We start from the raw sequence: 25,133 nt of genomic DNA, 5'->3' as shown, positions 1-25,133 counted from the left end.
GGCGCATGGTGTTGTACAATGATGAGCAATCGAAACAAGGAAAGGGGGAGAGGGAAATGTGGTTCAAGCGTTCTTTGAAAAGGAAGCTATCGCTGCTGCTCCTCATAGCGATCGTATTCCCGCTGCTTGGCGCCGGAGTCGTCACTTACCGGATCGCCTCTAATCTGACAGAAAAAATCGAAAAGCAGTCCGGGATGAATACGCTCCGGCAGCTTTCGGACAAATTGGATTTTATAATCAACGACATCGAGACCATGTCAGTGTTCATTATTGGACAGCGTAATATACAATCCTATCTCGGCAGCGATAGGGAGGACATTTCCCTATACTCGCAAAGTGTGGCCTTTTTGCTGAATCTGGCTTCTTCCAAACCTTACATTTCAAATATCACTATCACCTCTGGCAACGGATATCCGGCGCTATCTAACACGACAATACTGCACTCCGGGTTGCACAATTTATTGGAGAACTCAGCTGATTATAATCCCACTCAAAAGTGGTGGACTCCGCTCTATGAGAACCAGACGACTGACGACGGCATCAAGCGCGTATTCTCACTGGTTCGTCCGATTCGCAGTACAGATAAGTTCCAGCTGCTGGGAGAAATGTCGATCAGTGTGGATGTAGACGAAATACAAGAAATGCTGGGGGACGCAGCCTGGAATGAAACAGGTCGGCTGTGGCTCATTAATCAGGATAACCGGATCATGTCTTCCCAGACAGGTGAAGGGCTGAATCGGCCGCTTGCACAGTTGCTTCCGGGGATGGGCGATCTGAGAGGAACCGATGGTGTCCTTAAACTGGATCAGGGTGGGGAGAGTAATACGCTGCTCTATTACACATTGCCGAGTCTGAACTGGAAGCTGGTCGGCGTCATCCCGACCACAATGTATACTGCGCAGAATGAATACGTGCTTACACTTACAGCGGTCGCCATTGGCGTTGCGGCAGTGCTCGCAGGAGGACTGGTATTGTATTTTACCGCATGGGTTACACGGCCATTGACCAAGCTAGCCAGAAAGCTGAAATCTTTAAGTCCTGGTGATCCGGTCAAACAATTCGAGGTCCGCTCCACAGACGAAATCGGGATGGTTCTGCATAGTTATAATAAGCTCGGCCAGCGGATCGAGCGCCTGAAAAGTCAATTGCAGTTGGAAGAAGCGAAGAAGAAAGAGGTGGATATCCAGGCTCTCCAGGCTCAGATTCATCCGCATTTTCTATATAACACGCTGTCATCAATTCACTGGATTGCACTCATGAACAAGGACACGCAGGTAGCAGAGATGGTCGGGGCACTCGGCGACTTTCTGCGGTTCAGCCTTAACGACGGCAAGGAGTTCTGTTCCGTAGGACAGGAGGTATCGCATGCACAGAACTATGTCCATATTATGTCAAAGCGGTTCCAGGATAAATTCGATTGCACCTTCCTGATTGATCCGGAAATACAAGGGAGGACGATGCTGAAGCTACTGCTGCAGCCGCTGATCGAGAACAGCATCATGCACGGATTGAAGAAAAAACAGGGCAAGGGCACGATCTTCGTCCATGCCGAGCCGCGGGGAGAAGGCATGTCCTTTGTTGTTGAGGACACGGGGGTTGGCATGGATGAGGAGAAGCTGATACAGCTGCGCAGCATGCTGTTAATTGGGGAGACCAATGAACAGTCGCGATCCAACTCCTTGAACTCAGGATATGGTCTGAGCAGTGTACACCGCCGCCTGAAGCTGCATTACGGCAACGGAGCAGGTCTTCATATCGAGAGTACGCCGGGAGGCGGCACTCGAATCTCGTTTACTATACCTGTATTGGAGGGCTAGCTGTGAATATATTGATCGTTGATGACGAGGCCATCATTCGCATGGGACTCTGTACGGTTATTAATTGGGAGGCGCTTGGCATGACGCTGCTTCCACCGGCGGAATCGGCGGAGGAGGTATTGGAGCGTATTCCCGGTGAACGACCTGATGTCGTCTTAACTGACATAAGAATGTCAGGAATGAACGGGATTGAGCTTGCTAAAGAGATCAAGGAGCAGCTGCCGGATGTTGAGATTATTATCTTGACCGGCTACGATGATTTTCGTTACGCCCAGCAGGCGCTGCGTGAGGGAGTGACTGACTATCTGCTGAAGACCAGCGGTCCGGAGGAAGTCATCAAAGCGGTAATGAAGGCTCAGCAGAATTTGAGTATGAAGCGGGAAGCGGCAGAGCATGGAGCGGTTTCAGCAGCAGCGCTGCGAAGTCGTCTGCTTGAAGAATGGTTGACGGGCGGGGGCAGGCGATCCTCGGACACGGCAGGCTTTAAGCCGGTAACAGACTGGCTCCAGCAGAATGGTGTCCTCTCAAAGGATGAGGTCTGCGGCGCTCAGCCGATGCGGGTACTGCTGGTCGGCGCTTCTGGCTGGGGAGATGAACGGTTCAGTGAGCTGATTTTGGGAAGCGCGGAGAACCGTCTACAAGAGCTTTTGCCGTGCGTTACGTTGGTTCGTAACCATACAATCATCGTTGCACTCCGTGCTGAAGAAGGCTGGCCCTGTATGCGAATGTTAGAGAAAGCGCTATACCAGGTGCGGGAAATGCTCAAATGCGATCTCTTTGCCGCAGCGGGAGAAATCGTTCATTCGCTCAGCGAGCTGCCACAGTCCTACGAGGAAGCAACTAAGATTTATGCCTATCGGGTCTTGTTCGGAGATCAAGGTGTGTACAGAATGAAGGATATTGAGCGGCGCCGGGGAGGTCGAACAGTCTGTTCGGAGAAGGAGGAGCGAGAGCTTCTAGGGCTGCTGATTCAGAATTATGCGACTCAGCTGCATGCCTGGACTCACCGGATCATAGAGGAGCAACTTCAGGACCCTGATGCAACCCCGACAGCGCTGCAGGCTTATCTACAGTCGATCATTATCGTTGCGCACCGCTGGCTGGACCGGAACCGGGAGATTGGCGCTAGCGAGCCAACGGCGGTTCCGATCTTCACCTTTGAGGCCGGCGTACGGCTGGAAGATGAGCTTTTCCGTCAACTGCTGAATGTCATGAACGAGTTTCACCAGGGGGCTAGCGACAGCCGCTACGCTTACATCCAGCGTGCCATCGCATATATACGAAATCACCTCAACCAACAACTGAGCCTGCAGCAGGTCGCCGGAGTCGTCCATTTGACCCCCAACCACTTCAGTGAGGTCTTCAAGCGGGAGACCGGTCAGGGCTATATAGAATTCGTGACCAGAGAAAGGATGCTCCGGGCGGGCCGCTTGCTTCTCACGACACAGAAGAAAATCGGCGAGATCGCGGGTGAGGTCGGTTATGAGGATATGAAATATTTTAGCCAGCAGTTCAAAAAAATAATGGGCAGCACACCATCTGAATACCGATTGTCTAATGTTAACTAATATCACTCAATTGTGTTATGTATAAGGTTATTTTACAACGATTTCTGAAAATCATGTCCGTTTTCATGCCATAAACCGAATTTTGTCTACCCTGTTCCTGTAGAATGTCTCCTGTTGGCTCCGCCCTCGCACACCTATACTAAATGTATAAATAGAACTTAAGGAGGGCATGGCAATGAAAAAGAAAACACTCGCCATTACGGCCTGTACAACAGCAATGACGTTACTGCTTGCAGCATGCGGAGGAGGTAACACGGGAAACTCAGGTACAGCGGAGGAGGGTAATAAAGCCGGAACAGCCTCTCCAAAAATCAAGCTTTCCATCTGGCATAACTTCTCCGGCGACGACCTAAGAGCCAAGGCAGTACGCGCTCAGATCGACAAGTTCAAGGCCGAGCACCCTGAAATCCAGTTGGATGCCCAAGCCATTCCTCCTGACGGTTACCGCCAGCGTCTGAAGACTGTGGCTGCAGCCGATGAAATGCCGGATGTCTTCTTTACCCAATCAGGGACGTCTATCAAAGAGTTCTACGATGGCGGGTTGATCCAACCGATTACGTCCTTGCTTGATGAGCATCCTGAATGGAAGAATAATTTCATTCCAGGTTCGCTGGATACACTGTCCTTTAACGGAGAAGTGTATGCGACACCGCTAAGTGGCTCTGCAACGTCTTTCCTGTTCTATAACAAATCGCTTTTTGAAAAATACAATGTTAAGGTTCCAACCACTTGGGATGAGATGATGACGGCGGTTAAAACGTTTAACGACAATAAAATCACCCCGATTTCACTTGGTAATAAAGCATCATGGTTGGCACAGTCCAGTATCATTTCGTCCCTGGCGGATCGCGTAACTGGAACTGACTGGTTCAAGAAGGCGGTTAATCAGGACGGCGCTAAATTCACCGATCCGGAATTTGTGCAGGCCCTGACTTATTTTAAACAATTATCCGACGCTAAAGCGTTTCAGCCCGGCTTCAACAGCTTGGACAATACGCAGATGGAACAGTATTTCGTCGAAGGTAAAGCTGCAATGATGATCGATGGCGCATGGGCCCTGACAAATATGGCTGCATCCGGTACGGAAGAACAGCTGAACCAGGTGGACGTGACAATTCTGCCTTCTGTTCCTGGGGGCAAAGGTGATCCAAAATCCATGTCCGGCGGCTCGGGCGGTGGTCTTGCGCTCAGCAAGCGTGCAACAGGCGATCAGCTTAAAGCGGCGCTGGAGCTGATATATACCGTCAGCGGCCCGGATGCCATGAAAGCAATCGCAGGCAGCAACTCGATCGTGACGTACAATGTGGATCTGGATGAGTCGCAGGTTATGCCGCTGTTCTACAAAGCGTACAACCTGTACAAATCGGTGAAGCTGACGCCAGTCTATGATGCCTATCTAACCTCCTCGGCTACGGAAGCAGTGAATAACGGATTGCAGGAGCTCTCTATGGGCGGCAAACCGGAAGACATTGCGAAGAAGATTCAAGATGCCCAGGCTCGCGATCTCGGCAAATAAGTTCATCTCACGCCCTGTACCGCAACCTGAAACTTCTTGTATGAACAGTGTCCGTCTTCTGAGCGGAGACGGACGTCCGTTCACTTCTTTTATCTTACAACGACACGTAACCAAAGGAGGCCGCCTATGGCATTCACGAACCGACTCAGAAGCTTTATTATCATTGGGCTGCTGCCTGCCTTGACGATCTATTTACTCTTCGTTATTGTTCCTATTCTCTGGTCTGCGTACTACGGTTTTTTTGACTGGAAAGGCATTGGTGCCGCCCGCTTTATTGGTTTAGATAACTACGCCGAAGCGCTCAAGGACCCTATTTTCTGGCGGGCGCTCAAGAACAACCTGATCATCGTCGCCGCCTCGATTCTGGGGCAACTGCCGATCGCTCTTTTACTGTCTCTCATTCTCAGAAAAAGCACGCTGTTTCACCGGTTTGTCCGCTCCGCTGTTTTTATGCCCATGGTCGTATCGAGCATCGTGATCGGATTGATCTGGGGTTATATCTATCACCCGCAGATCGGGATACTGAATGTACTGTTGGAGCAGATTGGGCTTAGCTCCTGGATTCGCGATTGGCTCGGCGACCCGAGCATCAATATGTATTCGGTCAGTGCGCCGGTGATCTGGGCGAACATCGGACCTTACCTGATTATTTTTCTATCCGCGATTCAGAACATCTCTTCGGATGTGGAGGAGGCGGCCAAGATTGACGGGGCTATTAAGGGGAAGTGGCTGTATCTCATAGTCATTCCGATGATCTGGGATACGATTAAGGTAGCAATCGTGTTATGCATATCAGGAAGTCTTAAAGCGTTTGACCTGATTTTTGTCATGACGGGTGGGGGGCCTGCGCAGTCCACTGAACTTCTGGCCACGTACATGTACAACAATACCTTTGAAATCTACCGTTACGGCTACGGGTCGGCGGTTTCTACCTTAATTATTATTATCAGCATGATTCTGGTGCTCGGCAGCCAGGTACTGATGCGGAAGAGGGGGATGGAATGAAAACGATCGCTCCCGGCAGAGTGCCTAAAACCACGACGAACACTTCGTCCAGAGTCCTGAATTTCAGAGCTTCCTGGCTCCTTCATCTCTTTCTTCTTGCGTATGCGCTGGTTACGCTGTACCCGCTGCTGTGGCTATTTATTAGTTCCTTTAAATCAAATCAGGAATTTTTCGGCAGTCCATTCGCACTACCATCCGTCTGGCAGTTCGAAAACTATACCCGGGCATGGGAAATCGGTGGCATTGGTAAAGCATTCCTGAATTCGGTTATCGTCTCTGTCTTATCATTGGTACTGACTCTATTTCTGGGAACACTCACGGCCTTTATTGTATCCCGCCTGAATTTCCGCTTCAAAGGCTTCATTATGATGCTTTTCGTGCTCGGGATGCTGATTCCCATTCATAGCACATTGGTGCCGCTCTTTATTCTGATGAAGAATCTCGGTATCCTGGATACGTACGCTTCGCTGATTCTGCCGTATACCGCCTTTGAACTGCCGATCGCAGTCTTCGTCATTGCAGCCTATCTGACTTCCGTGCCGAAAGAGCTGGAGGAAGCCGCTATGATCGACGGCAACGGATACTGGGGGATTTTCTATCGGATTATCGTTCCACTGGCAGTTCCCGCCATGGCTACCGTGTCCATTCTCGGCTTTCTCAGATTCTGGAATGATTTTGCGTTCGCGCTCGTCTTTATCAATAAACAGGCGCTGAAGACACTGCCGCTCAGCCTGTCGATGTTCTCGGATGGCTACGGTACGGACTACAGCCTGACGATGGCCGCCATATCGATCGCCGTCATTCCGACTATCATCATTTATCTGCTATTTCAGAATCAAATTATGAAGGGGATGGTGGCAGGAGCCGTTAAAGGCTGATCCTCATCTATATCAATATCATAATAAAGCAAAGGCAAGGCCTTCAGTTCACTGAAGTGCCTTGCCTTTTTATGCCTTGGGATTCTCCCTAAATTAAGCTGTGCCAAGCTGAATCTTGCCTGAATATATCGATGATTATTTGCTAATCGCTAGTTGTGTAAAATGTCTTAATCTTAAGAAAATAAAAATTGACACATTTCCTGGGCTGTGGTTTTATTATATAGACCAATTGTTATAATGCAAAGGAAGTGTCGGGTTGTCTAATAAGCCGAATGCACGTGAAGCCATACTGGATACTGCTTCGCGGCTATTTTTCACGCAAGGCTATCATGCAACGGGTCTGAGCCAGATTATCAAAGACAGCGAATCCCCGAAGGGATCACTCTATTATTATTTTCCCCACGGTAAGGAGGAGCTGGCACTAACTTGTATCAACCGCACCAGTGAGATTGTAGCCTGCAAGCTTAGACATTGTATGGAGACTAGCGAATCCGCTGCGAAGGGGATACAGGATTTTATTCTGGACATGGCCAAGGAGGCTGTGGATTCTTCATTCGAAGGCGTAGTTCCGTTCAGCTTCTGGCTGGCCGTAGAAACGTCCTGTATCAGCGAAGAGCTGCGAGCCGCATGTCAATCTGTATTTAAAGACTGGCAGGAGGTGATCAAAGAACGTTTGCTGACAGAAGGTACTGAAGAAGAAATAGCGACGACTCAGGCGTCCGCAGCGGTATCTTTGCTAGAGGGATCACTGCTTCAGGCGCTGACTTACCGGGATGAGCAACCGCTGCTTGCGGCGGTGAAGATTGTTCCGGCTTTGCTTAGCATAACAGAGAGAGAATAATAGATTTTCAGGAGGATAAGAGAGTGGACACAACTTTACACAAACAGCAACAGTCAGAAGAAAAAAAATTCAGGACAATGCCGATCCTGATTTCCTTGTTGCTCAGCGGTTTTATCGGGATGTTCAGTGAGACGGCACTCAATGTCGCGTTAAGCGATCTGATGAATGTACTGCAAATCACACCGTCGACCGCACAATGGCTGACAACAGCGTACTTGCTAACACTAGGTATTCTCGTGCCGATTTCCGGTTTGCTGCTACAATGGTTCACAACAAGACAGTTGTTTGTGGCCGCGTTAATTTTTTCAATCTTAGGTACTTTCCTGGCGGCGATCTCGCCGAACTTTGAGTTTCTGTTGACAGCGAGAGTGGTACAGGCGATGGGTACGTCGCTGTTGCTGCCGCTAATGTTCAATACGATCCTTGTAATTATTCCAGCTGAAAAAAGAGGCGCGGCGATGGGGATGATCGGATTGGTCATCATGGTTGCCCCGGCGATTGGGCCTACGATTGCCGGTCTGTTGATCGAAAGCCTCAGCTGGCACTGGATTTTCTGGTTGTCATTGCCGTTCCTGGTGATTGCTCTGCTGTTCGGAATCGTGTACATGCAGAACGTTACCGAAGTTACTAAGCCAAAAATTGACGTGCTGTCCATCATCCTGTCTTCACTTGGTTTTGGCGGAATCGTCTTCGGGTTCAGCAGTGCTGGTGAAGCTGAAGGCTGGGGCAGTCCGAAAGTAATCTTTTCTATCGTTGTAGGTGTCGTTGCTTTGCTGCTCTTCGTTATTCGTCAAAACACAATGAAGAAGCCGATGATCAACCTGCGTGCCTTCAAATATCCGATGTTCGTAGTCGGTGTGGCGATGGTCTTCATCTGTATGATGGTTATTCTGTCGTCCATGTTGATTCTGCCAATGTATTTGCAGCAAGGTCAAGGTTATACGGCCTTCAAAGCAGGCTTGCTGTTGTTGCCGGGTGGTCTGATCAATGGTTTGATGTCTCCAATTATGGGTCGTCTGTTCGATAAGTATGGTCCAAAATGGCTGGTCATTCCGGGTCTAGTGATTGTCGCAGTTACACTGTGGTTCTTCTCCAGCATTAATGCCGCTTCGACGGTTGCTTTCATTATCGTACTGCACAGCGCGCTGATGATCGGGGTATCGATGATCTTCATGCCTGCACAGACGAATGGTATCAACCAGTTGCCGATGGAGCTGTATCCTGACGGTACGGCAATCATGAATACACTGCAGCAAGTAGCGGGTGCCATTGGTACAGCGCTTGCGGTCAGCATCATGACGGCAGGTTCGAAGAATTACCTGAAGGGTGTCGACAATCCTGCCGATCCCGCTAATCTGCTTCCTGCATTCACGCAAGGTGTGCAGAACGCCTTTATCTTTGGTCTGATTATGTCCGTAGTCGGATTGATACTGGCATTCTTCATCAGACGTGTTATTGTTCAGCATAAAGCGCAAGCTCCAATGCACTAATAGTTATTAAAAACAAAGCGCACTCGCTACGGCGGGTGTGTTTTTTCATTTTCACATAAATCCAAGCGTAACCTTCATAACCTTTATTAATCGAATCAAGAGGAGTGAAGTGGATGTCAGATATGTTCGTAGTTCGTTCTCTGGAAGAGGTTCGCTTTTGGTCGAGGATAATGAAGGAACATTCCTTTTTCTTGAGGCTCGGATTTCGTTGTGAGGATACCACACTGATTAATGAAGCCAATCACTTTTATCGAACCTTCGAAGGAATCGAGCGACGGGCGCTTGCATTCACAGATGACGCAGATCCTGCGACCATTCGTCAGTTCAATATTGAAGTTCATACCTCGGTGTGTCACATCTGGGCTTTTAAGCGTAAGGTGCTTGGGCTAATACTGACCTGCCAGCTTCCGGGAGGAACCAATTTCCCCCTTCTAGTAGATCACGTAAGCAGAGAAGCCAACTATTTTAGAAAACGTTTGGAAGAATTAAACCAGGGCCAATTAGAGCCATTACACGATGCCATTATTGATGAGAACGTGTTCTTCTTACGAATCATGGCAGACCATGCCAAATTTATAGGGCATCTTTTGGACCCCTCTGAACGAAAGCTTGTTGACCAAGCCCGTGATTTTAGTCATGATTTTGATCAATTGCTGTTCCAGGCCAGAGATATTGAATCTATGCGACCCCAATCCCAGACCGGTCCGATTTTAAGTCAATTTCTGGATCAGAACAGAGTATCCGTAAAATCATTGCGTGATTTCAAAAAGACAGCCAGGGATTTGATCGACCAGTGCAAAATAAAAAGCATTATTCATCCCTTGCTTGCAGATCATGTATTCCGTGAAGCTGAAAGATTTTTAGAGATTATAGACATGTTCGAAAAATCACTTACTGGAAAAAATAACACTTGGATTCATCACTAAATACTCCACCTTGGAAATTCTCGACCAAAAGCGGCACTGGTATGCGTTCAGTATAGTGAGAGGATTAGATTCAAAGCCTCTCACTATCGTCTAGACTGGACACTTCCAGTGGTTTACAGTATTATATACCTAGATTTACTAAGCATAGATATACAAGGTATACTATTTTCCCAATAACTGTGGAAGGAGTGCATCCCATTTGAAAGTGAGTAAAGAAATGCTGAAGGGCAGCACGACAACGTTGATTTTGACCCTGCTGCTGGACAAGCCTTTGTACGGATATGAATTGATCAAAGAGCTGGAGAACCGATCCCAGGGCGTTTTTTCACTTAAGGAAGGCACCCTGTATCCCATTCTGCACACGATGGAGAGCGAGCGCTGGGTGGAGGCTTACTGGCTGGAGGTAGAAGGGCGCAAGCGCAAGTATTATCGGATACTGGATGAGGGAAAAGCGAAGCTGAAGGAAAAAAGAGCGGAGTGGCTGCTGTTCCGGCGGGCGGTGGACGATGTGCTGGGAGAGGGCGGGGTATGATGAATGAACAGGGTCACCGTAAGCTGTTTCTCGATCAGGTGTGTCTGGAGGTGCGGGCCAAAGACATGCATGACGATATCCGGGAGGAGCTTTCCGGCCATCTGGAAGAGTTAATTCAGGACCGGCAAGCACAAGGCTATCCTCAGGCGGAGTCAGAGGCTTGGGCCGTTGCCCAGATGGGCGATCCTCGGTCGCTCGGCAAAACGCTGAACCGTGTACATAAACCGCGGATGAATTGGGGATTGCTAGGGGCCGTGCTGTTTTTTGCGGCATTAAGCCTTGTAATGATGCTGTCTGTAGATTCGAATCCTGCAAGTGCAATGCAGGGCTGGAGCTTTTTTAGAAATCAGACCTATTACATGATCATCGGACTAATTTTAATGCTCGGACTGTACTTTGTTGATTTTCGGAAATTGCAAAAGCTTGCCTGGCCGTTGTACATCGGCACCTTGATAGGCATAATAGTATTGTACTCGGGTGGGACAACTATCAACGGTGTAGCCTTCCTGATTTTGAGAGTGGTGCATTTCCCGATTACGCTGAGTTTCTTGACTCCTTTTCTGTGTATCGCGTTAGCTGGCATCTTGACGGGTTCAAAAGAATCTTTTTTCGCCTCGGTGCGATATCGCCGATGGATAGAATTGCTGATCGTTGCTTTTCCACTTCCACTACTTGCAATGTTCCATTCCTTACCCGAATTGATCAGTTATTCATTAATTGCATTGACTGTCTATGTTTGGTGTACTCGTCAATGGCAATGGGCGCTGGGGCTAGCTTCGGTTTTAGTAGCTATAACTGCCGTTAAAGCGTGGAATACACCCTCCTTTGTGGAACGGTTTCAAGGTGCATTCGATCCGAACGCACATGCGACAACTAGTGGATATATGTACATTCAGATTCGCGATGTGGTCAGATCCGCCGGATGGTGGGGTCATGGATTTGCCAATCTCCCGGAATATTTGCCTTATCCTCATACAGACATGCTTCCCGTTTACCTGGTCTATTGCTTTGGCTGGGCTGGCGGTCTGCTGCTATTAGGTATGGTGTTATGGTTTACAGCCAGATTGGTCAAGGCGTTGCACCTGATTCGAGACCCTTTTGGCAAAGCGCTGGTTTTGACACTCGGTAGTACGCTAGTCATTCGTTTGCTTTATGGATTGTCTATTATGAGTGGAAAGATGGTACTGAGTAGTATTGCTTTTCCATTTCTAAGTTATGGCGGTCATGTCATTATGGAATTCGCTGCGGTTGGGCTGCTTTTGGGTATCTATCGAAGAAAAGATATGATGCCAACAGCTCCGTTTCATCCAATAAAGTAAGTGTAACCTGCCCCTTAACGGAAGTTGGGGGTTATTTTATTGTATTTTTCTAGTAAAATAATCGACAGAGTAGATATACCTGATGATAGGAAAGAGGAGACTGTAACCATGAAGCAGCAGACAAAGGTGCTGAGGAGATTTTCATGCATAGGCGCCGCTCTTATGCTATTAATGACAGCTTTGGATTTGGGGGATTATGCCTCAGCTGCGAACACTGGAGTAAGTTCTGAAAGTGTTGACAATTTGGAGAATTCCGGTCAATCCAAGTCATTGTCGACGCCTGAGAAGGGGCATAAACTACCCCAAGGTTTTGTTTATCTGGACGAAATCATTCCTTCTGCACAATACGAGATTCGTTATTACAGCAGTAACAACTTTGTTGGAAAACGTATCGATGGCTATAAAGCGCCTTTAGCGATTATGTCAAAACCCGCAGCTAATGCGCTTAAGGCAGTCAGCGATAACCTGGCACGCCAAGGCTATATTCTGAGAATCTATGACACCTACCGTCCGCAAAAGGCGGTTAATCATTTTATCAGATGGTCGAAGGATGCTAGCGACATCAAGATGAAACAGCAGTATTATCCCGCGTTAGATAAAAAGAACTTGTTCAAGCTCGGCTTTATCTCCAGTAAATCCGGTCATTCGCGAGGTAGCACGGTGGACCTGACACTGGCTTACCTAAAAAACGGTGCGGCTGTGGACATGGGTAGCCCTTATGATTTTTTCGGTCCCATTTCATATTACGACACAAAGCTGATCAGTAAGACACAGATGGCCAACCGTAAAATCCTTAAGGATGCCATGATGAAGGAGGGTTTCCATCCCTACAGCAAAGAATGGTGGCATTTTACTTTAAAGAAGGAGCCTTATCCGGGGAAATATTTTGATTTTGACGTGGAGTAGCATTCATTATTGAAAATGAAGGGGAGAATGATTATGAGCTTACCCGTAATTAACAAGGAACTGGCCAAACAGCTGCAGCAGGCGGAAATTAGCTTCTTCACCTCCAGAATAGCTTCCATCGGCGAACGGTCTGGCAACCCCATGGGTGTGGAGATCCGGCATTTCGGAACGGCTACAGCTTATTACATACAGGAGATGCCATGGGCGCTTTTTAACTCAGTTAAAGGGATTACAGACGCTGAGAAAGATGAGCTTGGAGCGGTTGCAGATTTCTACCGGGCCAGGGACCGGCATTTTCAAATCGAGATTGACCCCTCTGAAAGCAGTCCGGCGTTGTTGGGAACATTAGCGTCACTCGGGTTGTACCAGCACAGTTTTCAATCCGTGTTATATGGACTACCTCTTGCGCAGCCAGCTCAGCTTCCCGTGAATATCACCGTTACCGAGGTGGTGGATGAGGTTCTCTTTGACACGTATGCGGAGGTGCATTGTCTGGCTTCAGGTATGTCATTGGATGCTAAAGGACACTTTATCAGCAACAATATCGGGCTTCTCCATCGTACAGGCTGGAAGCTATTCCTCGGCTTCTGGGAAGGGCAGGCAGCGGCCGTCGCCGCTATGCATATTCATGAAGGTGTTGCCTCCTGTGCACTCGCTGCGACCCTGCCAGCCTTCCGGGGACGCGGGCTCCAGAGCGCTTTGTTACAAAGACGTTTGCACGAAGCCTACAGGGCAGGCTGTGAACTGGTAGCCGGGCAGGCCGCATACGGCAGTGTCAGCCAAAATAATATGGAGCGTGCTGGACTACGGATTGCCTGGACCCGAGCGATATGGGGGCCGTTACCCTGAGATTGTGTTGTACTCATAACCCTCAGAATATATGAAAGCGGTGTTTTCCAATAAGGAGAGCACTGCTTTTTTTTACAGGTAGAAGTGTCTAATCTTAGCTATTGACAATGTCAGGTGTTCGGGTGTAAATTAATGTTCGGTTAAACAGTGTTTAAAACAGTGATTACATGAAGAGTGAAGATTGTACTAATGAATTATTTAGTATGTCTCCAGGGAAAGTATAACGTGTGATGACCAAACTGCCGGATAGAAGGAACAGAGTACACCCTTTACCTGATGTTGACTATTGACAAGAGCAGGCGTTCGGGAGTACATTAGTGTTCGATTAAACAGTGTTTAAAACAATGATTACATAAAGAAAGGAGGTTGTAACGGTAGCGATGAACACACTGGACCAGAGCGCAGACCATTCAGAGAAAGATACAAAACAAACGATTTTGGATGCTACGGTGATGTTGATCAAAGAGGAAGGGTTCCAATGCGCGACACTGCGTAAAATTGCCGCCAGAGCTGAAACTAATCTTGCGCTCGTGAATTATTATTACGGCTCCAAGGAAAGTCTAATGACTGATGCCGTTCGTGTATTGCTTTCAACGTTCGATGATGCCTTCCAGGCACTTGAAGATGTCTCCTTGCTGCCGCAGGAGCGGCTCAAGCAATTTTTAAGTCGGTATGTTGTGAATCTTCTCCGATATCCCGGGTTGGCCAGACAGGTACTGGAGCAGGGACCCCAGATCATGTGCTCACCTACAGAATATGATCGTTATGCCAAAATCCTGAGAGTCAAAAAAATGCACAATACATTGAAAGAGATCACTCATGTAGAGGACGATAACCGTCTGCAACTGATGATGCTTCAGCTGTATGGAGCCGTGGTGATTCCAGCGCTGATTACAAACATGCCTGGCAAGCGGGAACAGATCACGCCGGTGTTTAACCTTCCGGCTCTCGATGAGCAGATTGATACTCTGTTTGAGCATTATTTCAACAAATATAATTTATAGAGAAAAGAGTGGAGAAAAGCATGTCAAATAGTGTGAATGGAAATACAGCAGGAGGGCAGGCTTTCTCATTGAAAGCAATTATTCCTCCATTACTTGCGATTATCGTGGGTATGATTATGGTTATTCTGGATGGTACGGTCGTCAATGTCGCCGTTCCTAAACTTGTCGATTACTTCTCGACAGACCTCAAGACAGTGCAGTGGGCCATTACAGGTTACACACTAGCCCTGGCTGCGGTCATTCCGCTGGCTGGCTGGATGACAGACCGTTTTGGCTCTAAGCAGGTCTTTCTGGCTACGGTAATCATGTTCGTACTGGGTTCCGTACTGTGCTCCATAGCTCAAACTTCGGGCCAACTTGTTCTTTTCCGCGTAATTCAAGGTCTTGGCGGCGGGATGGTTGCCCCAATCGGGATGGCAATGGTCTTCAAACTGGCACCGCCAGAACGTAGAGGTTCCATTATGGGGATGCTCGGGATTCCGATGCTGCTTGCCCCAGCCCTTGGACCGATTCTCTCCGGTTGGCTGGTGGAGTACGTAAGCTGGCACTGGATCTTCCTGATCAACCTGCCAATTGGTATCGTAGCTGTTATTCTGGGCATTAAATACCTGCCGGCTTCCGAGAAAAAAGGCAGAACACATCTCGATCTGCTGGGCATGATCCTGGCACCGATCGCCTTCTCCATGCTGGCTTATGGCGTTAACGAAGGCGGTGGTGGCAGCTGGTCGTCCACATCGACAATCGTAGGGTTGTCCGTTGGTGGCGTAGCTCTGGTCTTGTTCGTTATCGTCGAGCTGCTGCATAAGCATCCGCTGCTGGAACTGCGCGTTTTCCGTTCTTCCGACTTTACCCGCGGTATTATCCTGACTTGGGTAACGCAAGCGGCACTATTCGGTACCATGTTGTTCGTTCCGCTCTACCTTCAGCAGATCCGCAATTTCTCACCACTTGAGACTGGCTTGATATTGTTGCCGCAGGCGCTGGCTGCCGGTTTCGGAATGCCGATTGGAGGTCGGCTGTTCGACAAGATCGGTGCACGTCCGCTTGCTTTTGTCGGCTTGACGATTATCTCTATTGCACTATTCATGTTGTCGGGTATCACAATGGACACCGCACTTCCGCAGATTATGGTGTACCTGTTCATGATGGGTCTGGGTATGGGCTTGACCATGATGCCGCTGAACACACATGTTCTCAATTCCGCACCGCGTGAATGGGTTGGCCGTGTAACGCCTCTTACTGCAGCTGCACAACAAGTTATTGTTTCCTTTGCTGTAGCAGGTATGACCGGATACCTAACCAGTCAAATCGCAACCCATATGGGTGAGATGGGCAAAGGCGGCAACCCGCTGGCAGCCTCTGTATTAGCTTTCAATGATGTCTTCTTCCTGGCTGGCTGTATCGCCGTGGCCGGTGTAGTCATCAGTATTATCCTGCGCAAGCCAAAGGTAGCATCGGCTAACCCTGAAGAGGGCAAGAAGGCGGATGCGGCTATGATGATGGGGCACTAAGCCACTGATCACAGGACTCCGTAATGCATAGTTATAGCACAAAAAACCGCAAGTCTCCCGTTCATGGAGGCTTGCGGTTTTTGCTCTGTAGGAGTATAAGGGGGCAGCACAGTTGCCACGCCCCCTTAAGACTGCGCCATTAACTGGCGCCGCGTTTCCTATGCATCCAAGCCGGGGCGAAGGATGCCTTACCCAGCAGCTCGGAAGCAACAATACCGAGCAGAACGAGCGCCGCTCCGGCATACCCCTGGTTCGTCAGCTTCTCTCCGACGAACCAGTAGCCGAACAAGGCGGCGAATACTGGTTCTAACGAGAAGATGAGTCCGGTGCGTGCAGGCGAGGTGTATTTCTGTGCCACCGGCTGCAGGATGAATCCGCAGGCGCTGCACAGAATGCCCAGTGCCAGAATGGCGGTCCAGCCAGGTAAGGTAGAGGGCAGATGTGGCGTCTCGAACATTAAGGACAGCACAAGTGCGTAGCCGCCGGCAAAGCCGAGCTGCAGGATACCGATGCTTAGTGTGTCGTGTTCTTTGACAGCTTTGCCGGTAACGATGATCTGTACGGCATAGAATATCGCGGACAACGTACAGAGCAGATCGCCTGGTTGTACGGTCAGCGAAGCGTTCAGTGTTAGCAGACCGATTCCGCCGATGGCCAGCAGGGACCCGAAGATTTGCGGGAATCCGACTTTATTTTTGAAGAACAACATCTGAAGCAATGGAACGAAAATAACGGTCAACGCGACCAGGAACCCTGCATTTGAAGTGGTGGTTGTCTTGAGTCCGAACGTAATACATGTGAACACGCCCAGCAGCAGGAATCCAAGCAAGGCCCCATATTTCAAGGTCTTAACATTGATCCTGCGCAGGCGCTTGTGAAAAATCGCGGCAGACAATATAAAAGCAAGTCCGAATCGGAGCGCAATCAGATTAAATTCGCCGAGGGTATCCAGTCCCATTTTCATAAACAGGTAGGAGGAGCCCCAAAATACAGTTACAACCAGCAGCAAGAGATCAGCCTTAAACGGCTTCATCAGTTCATCATCCTTTTAATCATCAAAGTTAGTATAGTATAATATGCCTGATTATATAAGTTAACTGAATGTTTATCATGTCATACATGAATAGAACTAATGTATATGAATGAGGAGGACACTCGCTTGAGTCTCAGTAAATATGAAGTGTTTTTAAAAGTAGTGGAGCTAGGCAGCCTCACCAAAGCAGCAGAGGTGCTGGGGTTCACTCAATCGGGCATCAGTCACACCATTAACAGTCTGGAGACGGAATTTGGCTTCTCACTGTTGATCCGCAATCGTTCGGGTGTCAGACTTACGGTTAACGGGGAACAGGTGCTAAAGCCGATCCGTGAGATTCTGAACTGGAATGAGCAATTGAAGCAGAAGGTAACGCATATTCATGGGCTGGAGACGGGAACGGTTACCATCGGCACATTCACCAGTGTATCCGTCCATTGGCTGCCCGGGATGATCAAGCAATTCCGCAGTCTGTATCCCTATATCGAGTTCAAGCTTATGGAGGGAGATTACCTGGAGATTGAACAATGGATCGAGGCCGGGGTGATTGACTGCGGCTTTATTTCGCTGCCCACGCGGGATAAGTTCGAAGTTTTTCCTTTGAAAAAAGACCGTATGCTCGCCATTGTCTCGCAGGAGCATCCCATCAGCGGGGCGCCTTATTTTCCCCTGCCACAAATAGCGCATGAGAATTTCATTATCCCCAAGGCCGGCTCGGACTATGATGTTCGGCGGGTGCTGGAGAAGGCTGGTATTGAGCCAAATGTCAAATTCTCGGCAGGGGATGATTACGCGATTATTGCCATGGTGGATAAAGGACTGGGTATGAGTATCCTCCCGGAGCTGGTGCTCAAGCGTCAGAATCATAACGTGGTGATGCTGGAACTTGAGGAGCCGAGCTTCAGATCGCTGGGAATCGCCGTCCATTCGATGAAACATGCTTCCCCTGCAACAAAAAAATTCGTCCGGCATGTGCAGGAATGGGTGGAGCTCCATGCAGAAAAGAATTGACGAAGCGGGCTTTGCATGAGAGAATGTACGCGTGTACATTTTGTAAAAGGAGTTGATTCCTATCGCCAGCCGAAAAGAGGTGGCCGAGCTGGCCGGCGTATCTGAAGCCACCGTATCCCGTGTGCTGAATGATGTCGGTCCGCTCAAGGAAGAGACGAAGCAGCGGGTGCTGGAAGCAGCCCACAAGCTGGGCTATACGCCAAGCTCGCTGGCCAGAAGTTTTGCCCGTAAACGCAGTGGCAATTTGGGTGTGGTTATGCCGTATTTGCCCAAAGCGCGTCTGTTCTCTGCTTATTATTTCTCTGAGATTCTAAGCGGTATCGGGAACAAAGCCCGGGATGAAGGATATGATCTGCTCATGCTCTTTCGCAACTCGGATGGGACCATGGATTACAGCGGGCTGTTTCGGATGCGCAAGGTGGACGCTTGTATTGTACTGGGTGCCAAGGAGGAGCAGGGAGAGCTTGAGGCGCTGCGTCGCTTGAAGAAGGAAGGATACCCTTTTTGTCTTATTAACCAGCATTTTGAAGGGGAGGACTTCCCCGAAGTGGATGCAGACCATGTTCAGGGCAGCAGACTGGCAGTGCAGCATCTGCTTCAGCAGGGCTTTACGCGGATTGCCTTTCTGAATGGACCTCATGTCTATTCGAACAGTCGTGATCGGATGGCAGGGTACTCCAGCGCAATTCGTGAAGCCGGGTTATCCGTGGACCCTTCTTTGCTATTTGAAGGGAACTTCAGCCGCAGAAGCGGTGTCCAGGCGGCTTCAGAAATTGCAGCCGTTCTAGGAGAGATTGATGCCGTGTTTGCCGCCAATGACCGAATGGCGATCGGTCTGCAGCAAGGCTTATACGAACTGGGGATTACACGGGAACGCATGCCTGCTATTCTCGGTTATGACGATTCCGATGCGGCCGAATTAACTACACCAGCCTTGAGCAGTGTGCGTGTCCCATTTTATCGGCTGGGCGAGCTGGCCGCAGCTCGTGTGCTGGATACGCCGGAAGACGGAGCGGCAGAAGATAGTCCGCTGCGGATCAAGCTTCCGACAGAGCTTGTTGTACGTGCTTCAACTCTCAACTGAAACCACTAGGAGGCATTACATGAAACAGCTGCGCATTGGAATGATCGGGTATAAATTTATGGGTAAGGCCCACAGTAATGCCTACAAGACGCTGCCGATGTTTTTTCCACAGGCGCTGAAACCGGAAATGTCCGTGCTTTGCGGACGTAATGCCGAAGATTTGCAGGAAGCGGCAACTCGGCTCGGATGGCAGGATACCGTGACAGACTGGCATGAACTGGTGACCCGCGACGATATCGACCTAGTGGATATCAATGCTCCAAGCAATGTGCATAAGGAGATTGCGCTGGCTGCAGCCAAAGCTGGCAAGCATCTGTTCTGCGAGAAGCCGCTGGCGTTGTCGCTTGCGGATTCAAGGGAAATGCTTCAGGCGGCGGAGGCTGCCGGTGTCATCCATATGGTAGGCTTCAATTACCGCTTTTCCCCTGCGGTACGACTGGCGAAGAAGCTGGTGGAGAGCGGACGCCTCGGTAAGATCCATCACTTCCGGGCCTGGTTCCTGCAGGACTGGATTCTCGATCCGGAATTTCCGCTGGTCTGGCGACTCCAGAAGGAAATTGCCGGTTCCGGTTCTCTCGGGGATCTGGGAGCGCATCTTATTGATTTGGCGCATTTCCTTGTAGGTGATGTGGAGGAAGTGATCGGTATGAGCGAGACCTTCATCAAGGAGCGTCCGCTAGCTGCCGAGATGACAGGCCTTACTGCTAAGGGAAGCGGAGGGGGACCAAGGGGTGAAGTCACCGTGGATGATGCCACGCTATTCATGGCTCGTTTTGCAAACGGTGCCATTGGCAGCTTCGAGGCTACACGCTTTGCTGCGGGTCACCGCTCCACCAATTCTTTTGAGATCAACGGAAGTCTTGGCAGTGTAAGGTTCGACTTTGAGCGCATGAATGAACTGGAAGTCTTCCTGACTTCGGATGATGAGGATATACAAGGCTTCCGCCGCGTGCTGGCCACGGATCCTGTTCATGAATATGCAGCAGCCTGGTGGCCGACCGGGCATACTATCGGCTTTGAGCATACGTTCATTCATGAAGTGTTGGAATTGTCTAATGCCATCGAAGAAGGCCGTCAGCCGGAACCCAATTTCCGGGACGGCGTGAAATGCCAGGCTGTGCTTGAAGCCGTGGAACGTTCGATTGAAGAGCGACGCTGGGTCAGCCTGTCCGAAATGTAGCTTACAGACCTGAGAGGAGATTTCTAATGAGCGCAAAAAAGGCATTGATCGTATGGGGTGGCTGGGATGGCCATGAACCGCAGCAAGTAAGCGAAGTATTCGCTGGTGTTCTGCGGCAGGAAGGCTTCGAGGTGGAAGTGTCGGATACTCTGGAGGCGTTTGCAGACCGCGAGAAATTGTTAGGACTGGATCTGATTGTTCCGGTGTGGACGATGGGTGAGATCTCGCAGGAGCATGTAGATAATGTGTCTGCGGCGGTGCAAAATGGCACTGGACTCGCGGGTTGTCACGGCGGCATGTGCGATTCCTTCCGTAACAATGTGGATTGGCAGTTCATGACCGGTGGTCAGTGGGTAGCCCATCCTGGAAATGACGGGGTGGAATATACGGTGAATATTCGTCAAAGCTCCAGCCCGCTGGTGCAGGATATCGCAGATTTCAGTGTTACTTCTGAGCAATATTATTTGCATGTCGATCCGGCTATCGAAGTTCTGGCGACCACCCGCTTCCCTGTGGCAGAAGGGCCTCACGCTGCCAACGGAGCCGTGGATATGCCAGTAGTATGGACGAAGCGCTGGGGAGCAGGACGTGTGTACTACAATTCGCTCGGTCATCATGCCGACATTGTGGAACTACCGCCAGTTAAGGAACTGATGAGAAGAGGGCTACTTTGGGCAGCTGAAGGAAAGCAGAACGGCGGACGAACCACGGCAGGTGCAGGGATCAGCTATAGCGGCATGGCAGACAGTCAACTATAATTCGGGAGAGAAGACCAATGGATAAAGTAAAAGTTGGCATCATCGGTTGCGGAAAAATCAGTGGCATCTATATGGAGAACTGCAACAAGTTCGAGATTCTGGAGTTAGTTGCCTGTGCAGATATGAATCTTGAGAGAGCGCGGGAACAGGCGCAGCAATATAATATCCCACGGGTATATACGACAGATGAGCTGCTTGCAGATCCTGAAATCGAGATTGTAATCAATCTCACTATCCCGGCTGCTCATGCCGAGATTTGCCTCCGGGCACTGGAAGCCGGAAAGCATGTCTATGTCGAGAAACCTCTCGCGGTTACAAGGGAAGAGGGACGCAAGGTGCTGGAAACAGCCAAAGCCAAGGGGCTGCTGGTGGGCAGTGCGCCGGAGACGTTCTTCGGCTCGGGCATCCAGACCTCGCTTAAGTTAATAGAGGATGGTGTAATAGGCCGGCCTATGGCAGCCACTTCGTTCATGATGTCGAGAGGCCATGAGAACTGGCATCCCGATCCGGAATTCTACTATGCCGCAGGTGGCGGACCGATGTTCGACATGGGGCCTTATTACCTCACTGCGTTAGTTCAGCTGCTAGGGCCAATCTCTGCCGTAGCCGGGATGACCGGCAAAGCACTCGCAGAACGAACCATCACCAGCGAGAAAAAAGCCGGGCAGAAGATTCCTGTGGATATTCCTACCCATGTGGCCGGAACCTTGCAATTCGCAGAGGGCGCCATTGCGACCCTCATCACCAGCTTCGATGTCTTCGGGGGCAGTGATCTGCCTCATATTGAAATATACGGGACAGAGGGAACAATTCAGGTTCCCGATCCTAATAACTTTGGCGGACCGGTTAAATTCCGGCGCATAGGTGAGAGTGAATGGAGCGAGCAGCCGCTGCTGCCTGGCTATGACCAGAATACGCGTGGTATCGGTCCAGCGGATATGGCGTATGCCATTCGCACCGGGCGACCTCACCGGGCTAGCGGAGAACTGGCCTATCACGTGCTGGAAGCGATGTGGGCGTTCCACGACTCCTCTGATTCCCGCAGTTTCTATACCATGGAGAGCACCTGCAGCCGTCCTGCAGCGCTTCCAGTTGGTTTGACGCCGTATACACTGGATTAAATGTTGATTCAGTCATACTAAAAGAAGCCCGCCCCTACGAATGGTTGTTTATGACTTTCATTCTTATGAGGGCGGGCTTTTTTGAGCAATCCAGGTAACAACATCGCTTTCTAGGCGTACTTTTCTTTCGTCCCTCATGATTTCCAGAACGTATCTGTTCACATTCTCACGCAGGATTGACCAATTTGCATATCTGTTCCGCAGAGTATAGAGTAGGGAATCTGTCTTAAATAGAATCTCGAACATGGGTGGCAGCGGTAATCCTGTATCGATCGCTGTCTCCTGAATGTTCGAGTTAATTATAAAGCAGTGGATGCCACTCGCCTTTGTACCAAGCTGTAAGCTCTCCAATACCCTTTGGAATGTTGCAAATGTGTCCAAATGTTCTAGAGCGGAAACGCTAAATATATAGTCATATTGATTTGTTCTGACATTGAACTCGCCGATGTCGGATTGAATCAGTTCAAGCTTCTCACTGACGCCGTATTCCCGACTATACTTATCAAGTCCACTAATGGCCGACTCCAGAAAATCCACACACACGACTTTACTTTTTCCGTCATCCTTAAGTCTTTGTGCAAGAGGGATACTATTCCTTCCCACCCCACACCCCAAGTCAAGCAACTGCAGATCATTCTGATTCGGCAATGAATCAAAGGTATCCATGACGGATTTTACTGGAGATTGCAGCCACGAACCCTCACTAAAGAGTTTTACATTTGTGTAATATTCATCGTGATAACGCTGTTCTGTCAAGCGAATCTGCTCTAGCCGGCTTAATGACATCAATATCTCTCCTTTTTATGGAAACAGATATGAAGATACTATCACACTTTTTATTCAAACCGCTTGATATCGTTCTCAAACAGGGTCGTCAATTATCAAACTTTACGTACCCCTGACGGGGTCATGCCCTTATACTGTTTGAACAGCTTTGTAAAATAATTGGGATTGTCACAGCCAACCCGCCCGGCGATCTCGGTAATGCTAAGATTACTCTCCAGCAACAGTCGCTCTGCTTCATTAACCCGGCACAGGTTCACATAATCAATAAAGGTACGTCCGGTCAGCTTCTTGAAGGTTTTGCAGAAATGGTAAGGATTCAGATTGACGGTTTTGGCTGCCTGCTCAATGGTAATTTTATCAGCGAAATGTTCCTCTACATGGGTCAGTAGCGGCTTAAAACGTTCCCGGTTGAACGAGTGATGTTCTTTTGGACTGCCAACAAGCTGTTGAGGTAAAAAATTCCGTGACAGCAGGGTAAACAGCAGGTGAAGGTAATTCTTGATCGCCAGCTGATAAGCCGGACCCTTGACCTGATCCTCTTCAATAATGGATTGAAGCAGTGCCGATTGTGCGGCAAAAGACGGCATATGCTCAGCAGGCCTCACCGGGAACTGATAACGGTTGCTCACATATGGTTCAACGAATTGCTCATGCTGCGGGTCCTGCTTCCAGTCTTCGAAGAGCGACCCGTGGAACACGATAGAGGTATAGCAAATAGGCCCATCCTTAAGGCAGTAGCCGACATGCAGCCCCCCCGATGGAACGAACAGGACTTCGCCCGCTTCAACTTCATAAGGATGACTGTCCACATGGAAAATAGCGCTGCCGCGCTGCATCACAATAATCTCGAAATGCTCATGCCAGTGTATAAAGAGAATATTCTGACCCGCCTTTTCCTCCTGGCGGTCGTTGATGAACAAACGGAACGGATACGTCTTTTGTTCCAGTTGCGGGTATTCTTTAAGCTCCTTCGGATATGTCAATGCACTCCAGCCTCCACCACAAGATTGAACTATAATAACACAATATAATCAGAGATTTAGGTATTAATGACGAATATACTTGAAGTGTTGAATTTAATATAAACCAATATTGGAGTGGTACACAAGATGCAAGATACACTTAGAATCGGTACTTTAGTAGGCGGCGGCGATGCCGTTCGTGTGATTCCGCAAATCGTAGGACATGGCTTCGAATCCTTTAGCTTGACCTTTTGGCAAACAACCGGAGAGACCGATCTGGTAGAGACGGCTAAGCGCGTGCGTGAATTAGCGGATCAACATAACTTTGTTATTTCTTCGGTTGGTATTTTCGGCAATCCGCTCACGAATGCTAACGGCAACGAAGATACATTGGCAAGCTGGGAGCGCCTGATCGACACAGCCCACTTGTTCGGAACGGATATGGTATCCGGCTTCACCGGACGTCTACCGGGTCAATCCATTGATGACTCCCTGCCGAAGTTCGCTGAAGTATTCGGTGAACTATCGAAGAAAGCGGCTGACCGTGGCCTGCGCATTGCCTTTGAGAACTGCTCCATGGGTGGCAATTGGCAATCTGGAGATTGGAACATTGCTCACAACCCGCAAGCTTGGGAGAAAATGTTCAACGCCGTGCCTGCCGACAACCTGGGACTGGAATGGGAACCCTGTCACCAAATGGTGGCTCTGATTGATCCAATCCCGCAGCTGCGCAAATGGACGGATAAAGTATTCCATGTGCACGGCAAGGACGCAACGATCGCTTGGGATATTGTTAAGGAATATGGTATTCACGGCTCCAAGGAGTATGTATGGCACCGTACGCCAGGCTTTGGGGATACGAATTGGGCTGATATTATCACCATCCTGCGCCAAGCGGGTTATAAAGGAACGATTGATATTGAAGGCTGGCATGATCCGGTCTACAAAGATGAGCTGGAGATGACCGGGCAAGTTCATGCTCTGAACTACCTTAAGCATTGCCGCGGCGGAAGCTTCGTGCCGAATCCGACCTAAT

General features: G+C 49.4%; 23 protein-coding genes. 20 read left to right on the top strand and 3 right to left on the bottom strand.

The window, feature by feature from the left end; translation table 11 throughout:
- The first annotated feature begins 56 nt into the window (after positions 1 to 56).
- The 14 genes from ACFVU8_RS06120 (at position 57) to ACFVU8_RS06055 (ending at position 16,162) form a co-directional block, all read left to right on the top strand.
- Complete coding sequence (locus ACFVU8_RS06120) at positions 57 to 1,817, top strand: cache domain-containing sensor histidine kinase (RefSeq protein WP_387426278.1); 1,761 nt, start codon at positions 57 to 59, stop codon at positions 1,815 to 1,817.
- Between the two features lie 2 nt (positions 1,818 to 1,819).
- Positions 1,820 to 3,385, top strand: a complete 1,566-nt coding sequence (locus ACFVU8_RS06115; protein WP_387426277.1) for a response regulator — start codon at positions 1,820 to 1,822, stop codon at positions 3,383 to 3,385.
- 175 nt (positions 3,386 to 3,560) lie between these two features.
- Positions 3,561 to 4,901 (top strand): extracellular solute-binding protein, encoded by a 1,341-nt coding sequence (locus ACFVU8_RS06110; RefSeq protein ID WP_175372720.1) that lies wholly within the window; start codon positions 3,561 to 3,563, stop codon positions 4,899 to 4,901.
- Between the two features lie 126 nt (positions 4,902 to 5,027).
- Positions 5,028 to 5,906 (top strand): carbohydrate ABC transporter permease, encoded by an 879-nt coding sequence (locus tag ACFVU8_RS06105; protein ID WP_175372721.1) that lies wholly within the window; start codon positions 5,028 to 5,030, stop codon positions 5,904 to 5,906.
- Positions 5,903 to 6,784, top strand: coding sequence for a carbohydrate ABC transporter permease (locus ACFVU8_RS06100; protein WP_387426276.1), 882 nt, complete (start codon positions 5,903 to 5,905; stop codon positions 6,782 to 6,784). Before ACFVU8_RS06105 ends, ACFVU8_RS06100 begins: the two co-directional genes overlap by 4 nt.
- A 256-nt stretch (positions 6,785 to 7,040) precedes the next feature.
- Positions 7,041 to 7,625 carry a TetR/AcrR family transcriptional regulator gene (locus tag ACFVU8_RS06095; protein WP_066368921.1) on the top strand — a complete coding sequence of 195 codons (585 nt, stop codon included), beginning with the start codon at positions 7,041 to 7,043 and terminating at the stop codon, positions 7,623 to 7,625.
- A 77-nt stretch (positions 7,626 to 7,702) separates the two neighbouring features.
- The gene (locus ACFVU8_RS06090) at positions 7,703 to 9,115 is read left to right on the top strand and encodes a DHA2 family efflux MFS transporter permease subunit (protein ID WP_379466987.1); all 1,413 of its coding nucleotides are present in this window, start codon (positions 7,703 to 7,705) and stop codon (positions 9,113 to 9,115) included.
- 113 nt (positions 9,116 to 9,228) lie between these two features.
- Positions 9,229 to 10,041, top strand: coding sequence for a DUF2935 domain-containing protein (locus ACFVU8_RS06085; protein WP_379466786.1), 813 nt, complete (start codon positions 9,229 to 9,231; stop codon positions 10,039 to 10,041).
- A 199-nt stretch (positions 10,042 to 10,240) separates the two neighbouring features.
- Positions 10,241 to 10,573 (top strand): PadR family transcriptional regulator, encoded by a 333-nt coding sequence (locus tag ACFVU8_RS06080; protein WP_175372725.1) that lies wholly within the window; start codon positions 10,241 to 10,243, stop codon positions 10,571 to 10,573.
- Positions 10,570 to 11,892 carry an FtsW/RodA/SpoVE family cell cycle protein gene (locus tag ACFVU8_RS06075; RefSeq protein ID WP_387426274.1) on the top strand — a complete coding sequence of 441 codons (1,323 nt, stop codon included), beginning with the start codon at positions 10,570 to 10,572 and terminating at the stop codon, positions 11,890 to 11,892. Before ACFVU8_RS06080 ends, ACFVU8_RS06075 begins: the two co-directional genes overlap by 4 nt.
- A 108-nt stretch (positions 11,893 to 12,000) precedes the next feature.
- Entirely contained in the window at positions 12,001 to 12,798 is a 798-nt protein-coding gene (locus ACFVU8_RS06070; RefSeq protein WP_387426272.1) for a M15 family metallopeptidase, read from the top strand.
- A 33-nt stretch (positions 12,799 to 12,831) separates the two neighbouring features.
- Positions 12,832 to 13,647 (top strand): GNAT family N-acetyltransferase, encoded by an 816-nt coding sequence (locus ACFVU8_RS06065; protein WP_387426270.1) that lies wholly within the window; start codon positions 12,832 to 12,834, stop codon positions 13,645 to 13,647.
- Between the two features lie 380 nt (positions 13,648 to 14,027).
- On the top strand, positions 14,028 to 14,651 hold the full coding sequence (locus ACFVU8_RS06060) for a TetR/AcrR family transcriptional regulator (RefSeq protein WP_387426268.1): 624 nt from the start codon (positions 14,028 to 14,030) through the stop codon (positions 14,649 to 14,651).
- Positions 14,652 to 14,671: 20 nt separating this feature from the next.
- Positions 14,672 to 16,162 (top strand): MDR family MFS transporter, encoded by a 1,491-nt coding sequence (locus tag ACFVU8_RS06055; protein ID WP_379466791.1) that lies wholly within the window; start codon positions 14,672 to 14,674, stop codon positions 16,160 to 16,162.
- A gap of 139 nt (positions 16,163 to 16,301) precedes the next feature.
- Here ACFVU8_RS06055 and ACFVU8_RS06050 read toward each other — a convergent pair whose 3' ends face one another.
- The gene (locus ACFVU8_RS06050; protein ID WP_387426266.1) at positions 16,302 to 17,195 is read right to left on the bottom strand and encodes a DMT family transporter; all 894 of its coding nucleotides are present in this window, start codon (positions 17,193 to 17,195) and stop codon (positions 16,302 to 16,304) included.
- Between the two features lie 126 nt (positions 17,196 to 17,321).
- On the opposite strand from ACFVU8_RS06050, the gene ACFVU8_RS06045 reads away from it, so the two are divergent.
- Genes ACFVU8_RS06045 through ACFVU8_RS06025 form a run of 5 tightly spaced genes read left to right on the top strand, consistent with a single transcriptional unit; the run spans position 17,322 to position 22,349 of the window.
- On the top strand, positions 17,322 to 18,206 hold the full coding sequence (locus ACFVU8_RS06045) for a LysR family transcriptional regulator (protein WP_387426264.1): 885 nt from the start codon (positions 17,322 to 17,324) through the stop codon (positions 18,204 to 18,206).
- 52 nt (positions 18,207 to 18,258) lie between these two features.
- Positions 18,259 to 19,290 (top strand): LacI family DNA-binding transcriptional regulator, encoded by a 1,032-nt coding sequence (locus tag ACFVU8_RS06040; RefSeq protein WP_387426263.1) that lies wholly within the window; start codon positions 18,259 to 18,261, stop codon positions 19,288 to 19,290.
- Between the two features lie 19 nt (positions 19,291 to 19,309).
- Entirely contained in the window at positions 19,310 to 20,470 is a 1,161-nt protein-coding gene (locus tag ACFVU8_RS06035; RefSeq protein ID WP_387426261.1) for a Gfo/Idh/MocA family protein, read from the top strand.
- A 26-nt stretch (positions 20,471 to 20,496) separates the two neighbouring features.
- Positions 20,497 to 21,228 (top strand): ThuA domain-containing protein, encoded by a 732-nt coding sequence (locus tag ACFVU8_RS06030; protein ID WP_387426260.1) that lies wholly within the window; start codon positions 20,497 to 20,499, stop codon positions 21,226 to 21,228.
- Between the two features lie 17 nt (positions 21,229 to 21,245).
- The gene (locus ACFVU8_RS06025; RefSeq protein WP_387426259.1) at positions 21,246 to 22,349 is read left to right on the top strand and encodes a Gfo/Idh/MocA family protein; all 1,104 of its coding nucleotides are present in this window, start codon (positions 21,246 to 21,248) and stop codon (positions 22,347 to 22,349) included.
- 63 nt (positions 22,350 to 22,412) lie between these two features.
- Here the strand turns inward: ACFVU8_RS06025 and ACFVU8_RS06020 are convergent, their stop codons facing one another.
- Together ACFVU8_RS06020 and ACFVU8_RS06015 are read right to left on the bottom strand one after the other, a co-directional pair.
- Positions 22,413 to 23,135: a class I SAM-dependent methyltransferase gene (locus ACFVU8_RS06020; RefSeq protein WP_387426258.1), complete on the bottom strand. Its 723-nt coding sequence runs from the start codon at positions 23,133 to 23,135 to the stop codon at positions 22,413 to 22,415.
- A 95-nt stretch (positions 23,136 to 23,230) separates the two neighbouring features.
- Positions 23,231 to 24,118, bottom strand: coding sequence for a helix-turn-helix transcriptional regulator (locus tag ACFVU8_RS06015; protein ID WP_379466799.1), 888 nt, complete (start codon positions 24,116 to 24,118; stop codon positions 23,231 to 23,233).
- A gap of 126 nt (positions 24,119 to 24,244) precedes the next feature.
- Between ACFVU8_RS06015 and ACFVU8_RS06010 the strand changes: the two genes are divergently transcribed.
- Positions 24,245 to 25,132, top strand: coding sequence for a sugar phosphate isomerase/epimerase family protein (locus ACFVU8_RS06010; protein ID WP_379466800.1), 888 nt, complete (start codon positions 24,245 to 24,247; stop codon positions 25,130 to 25,132).
- Position 25,133: the final 1 nt, after the last annotated feature.

The sequence above is a fragment of the Paenibacillus sp. NPDC058177 genome, from assembly GCF_042883835.1.
Classification (GTDB): Bacteria; Bacillota; Bacilli; order Paenibacillales; family Paenibacillaceae; genus Paenibacillus_AQ; species Paenibacillus_AQ agri.
Note: the sequence above shows the minus strand (reverse complement) of the source record. Positions and strands in the feature narration are given on the sequence as shown.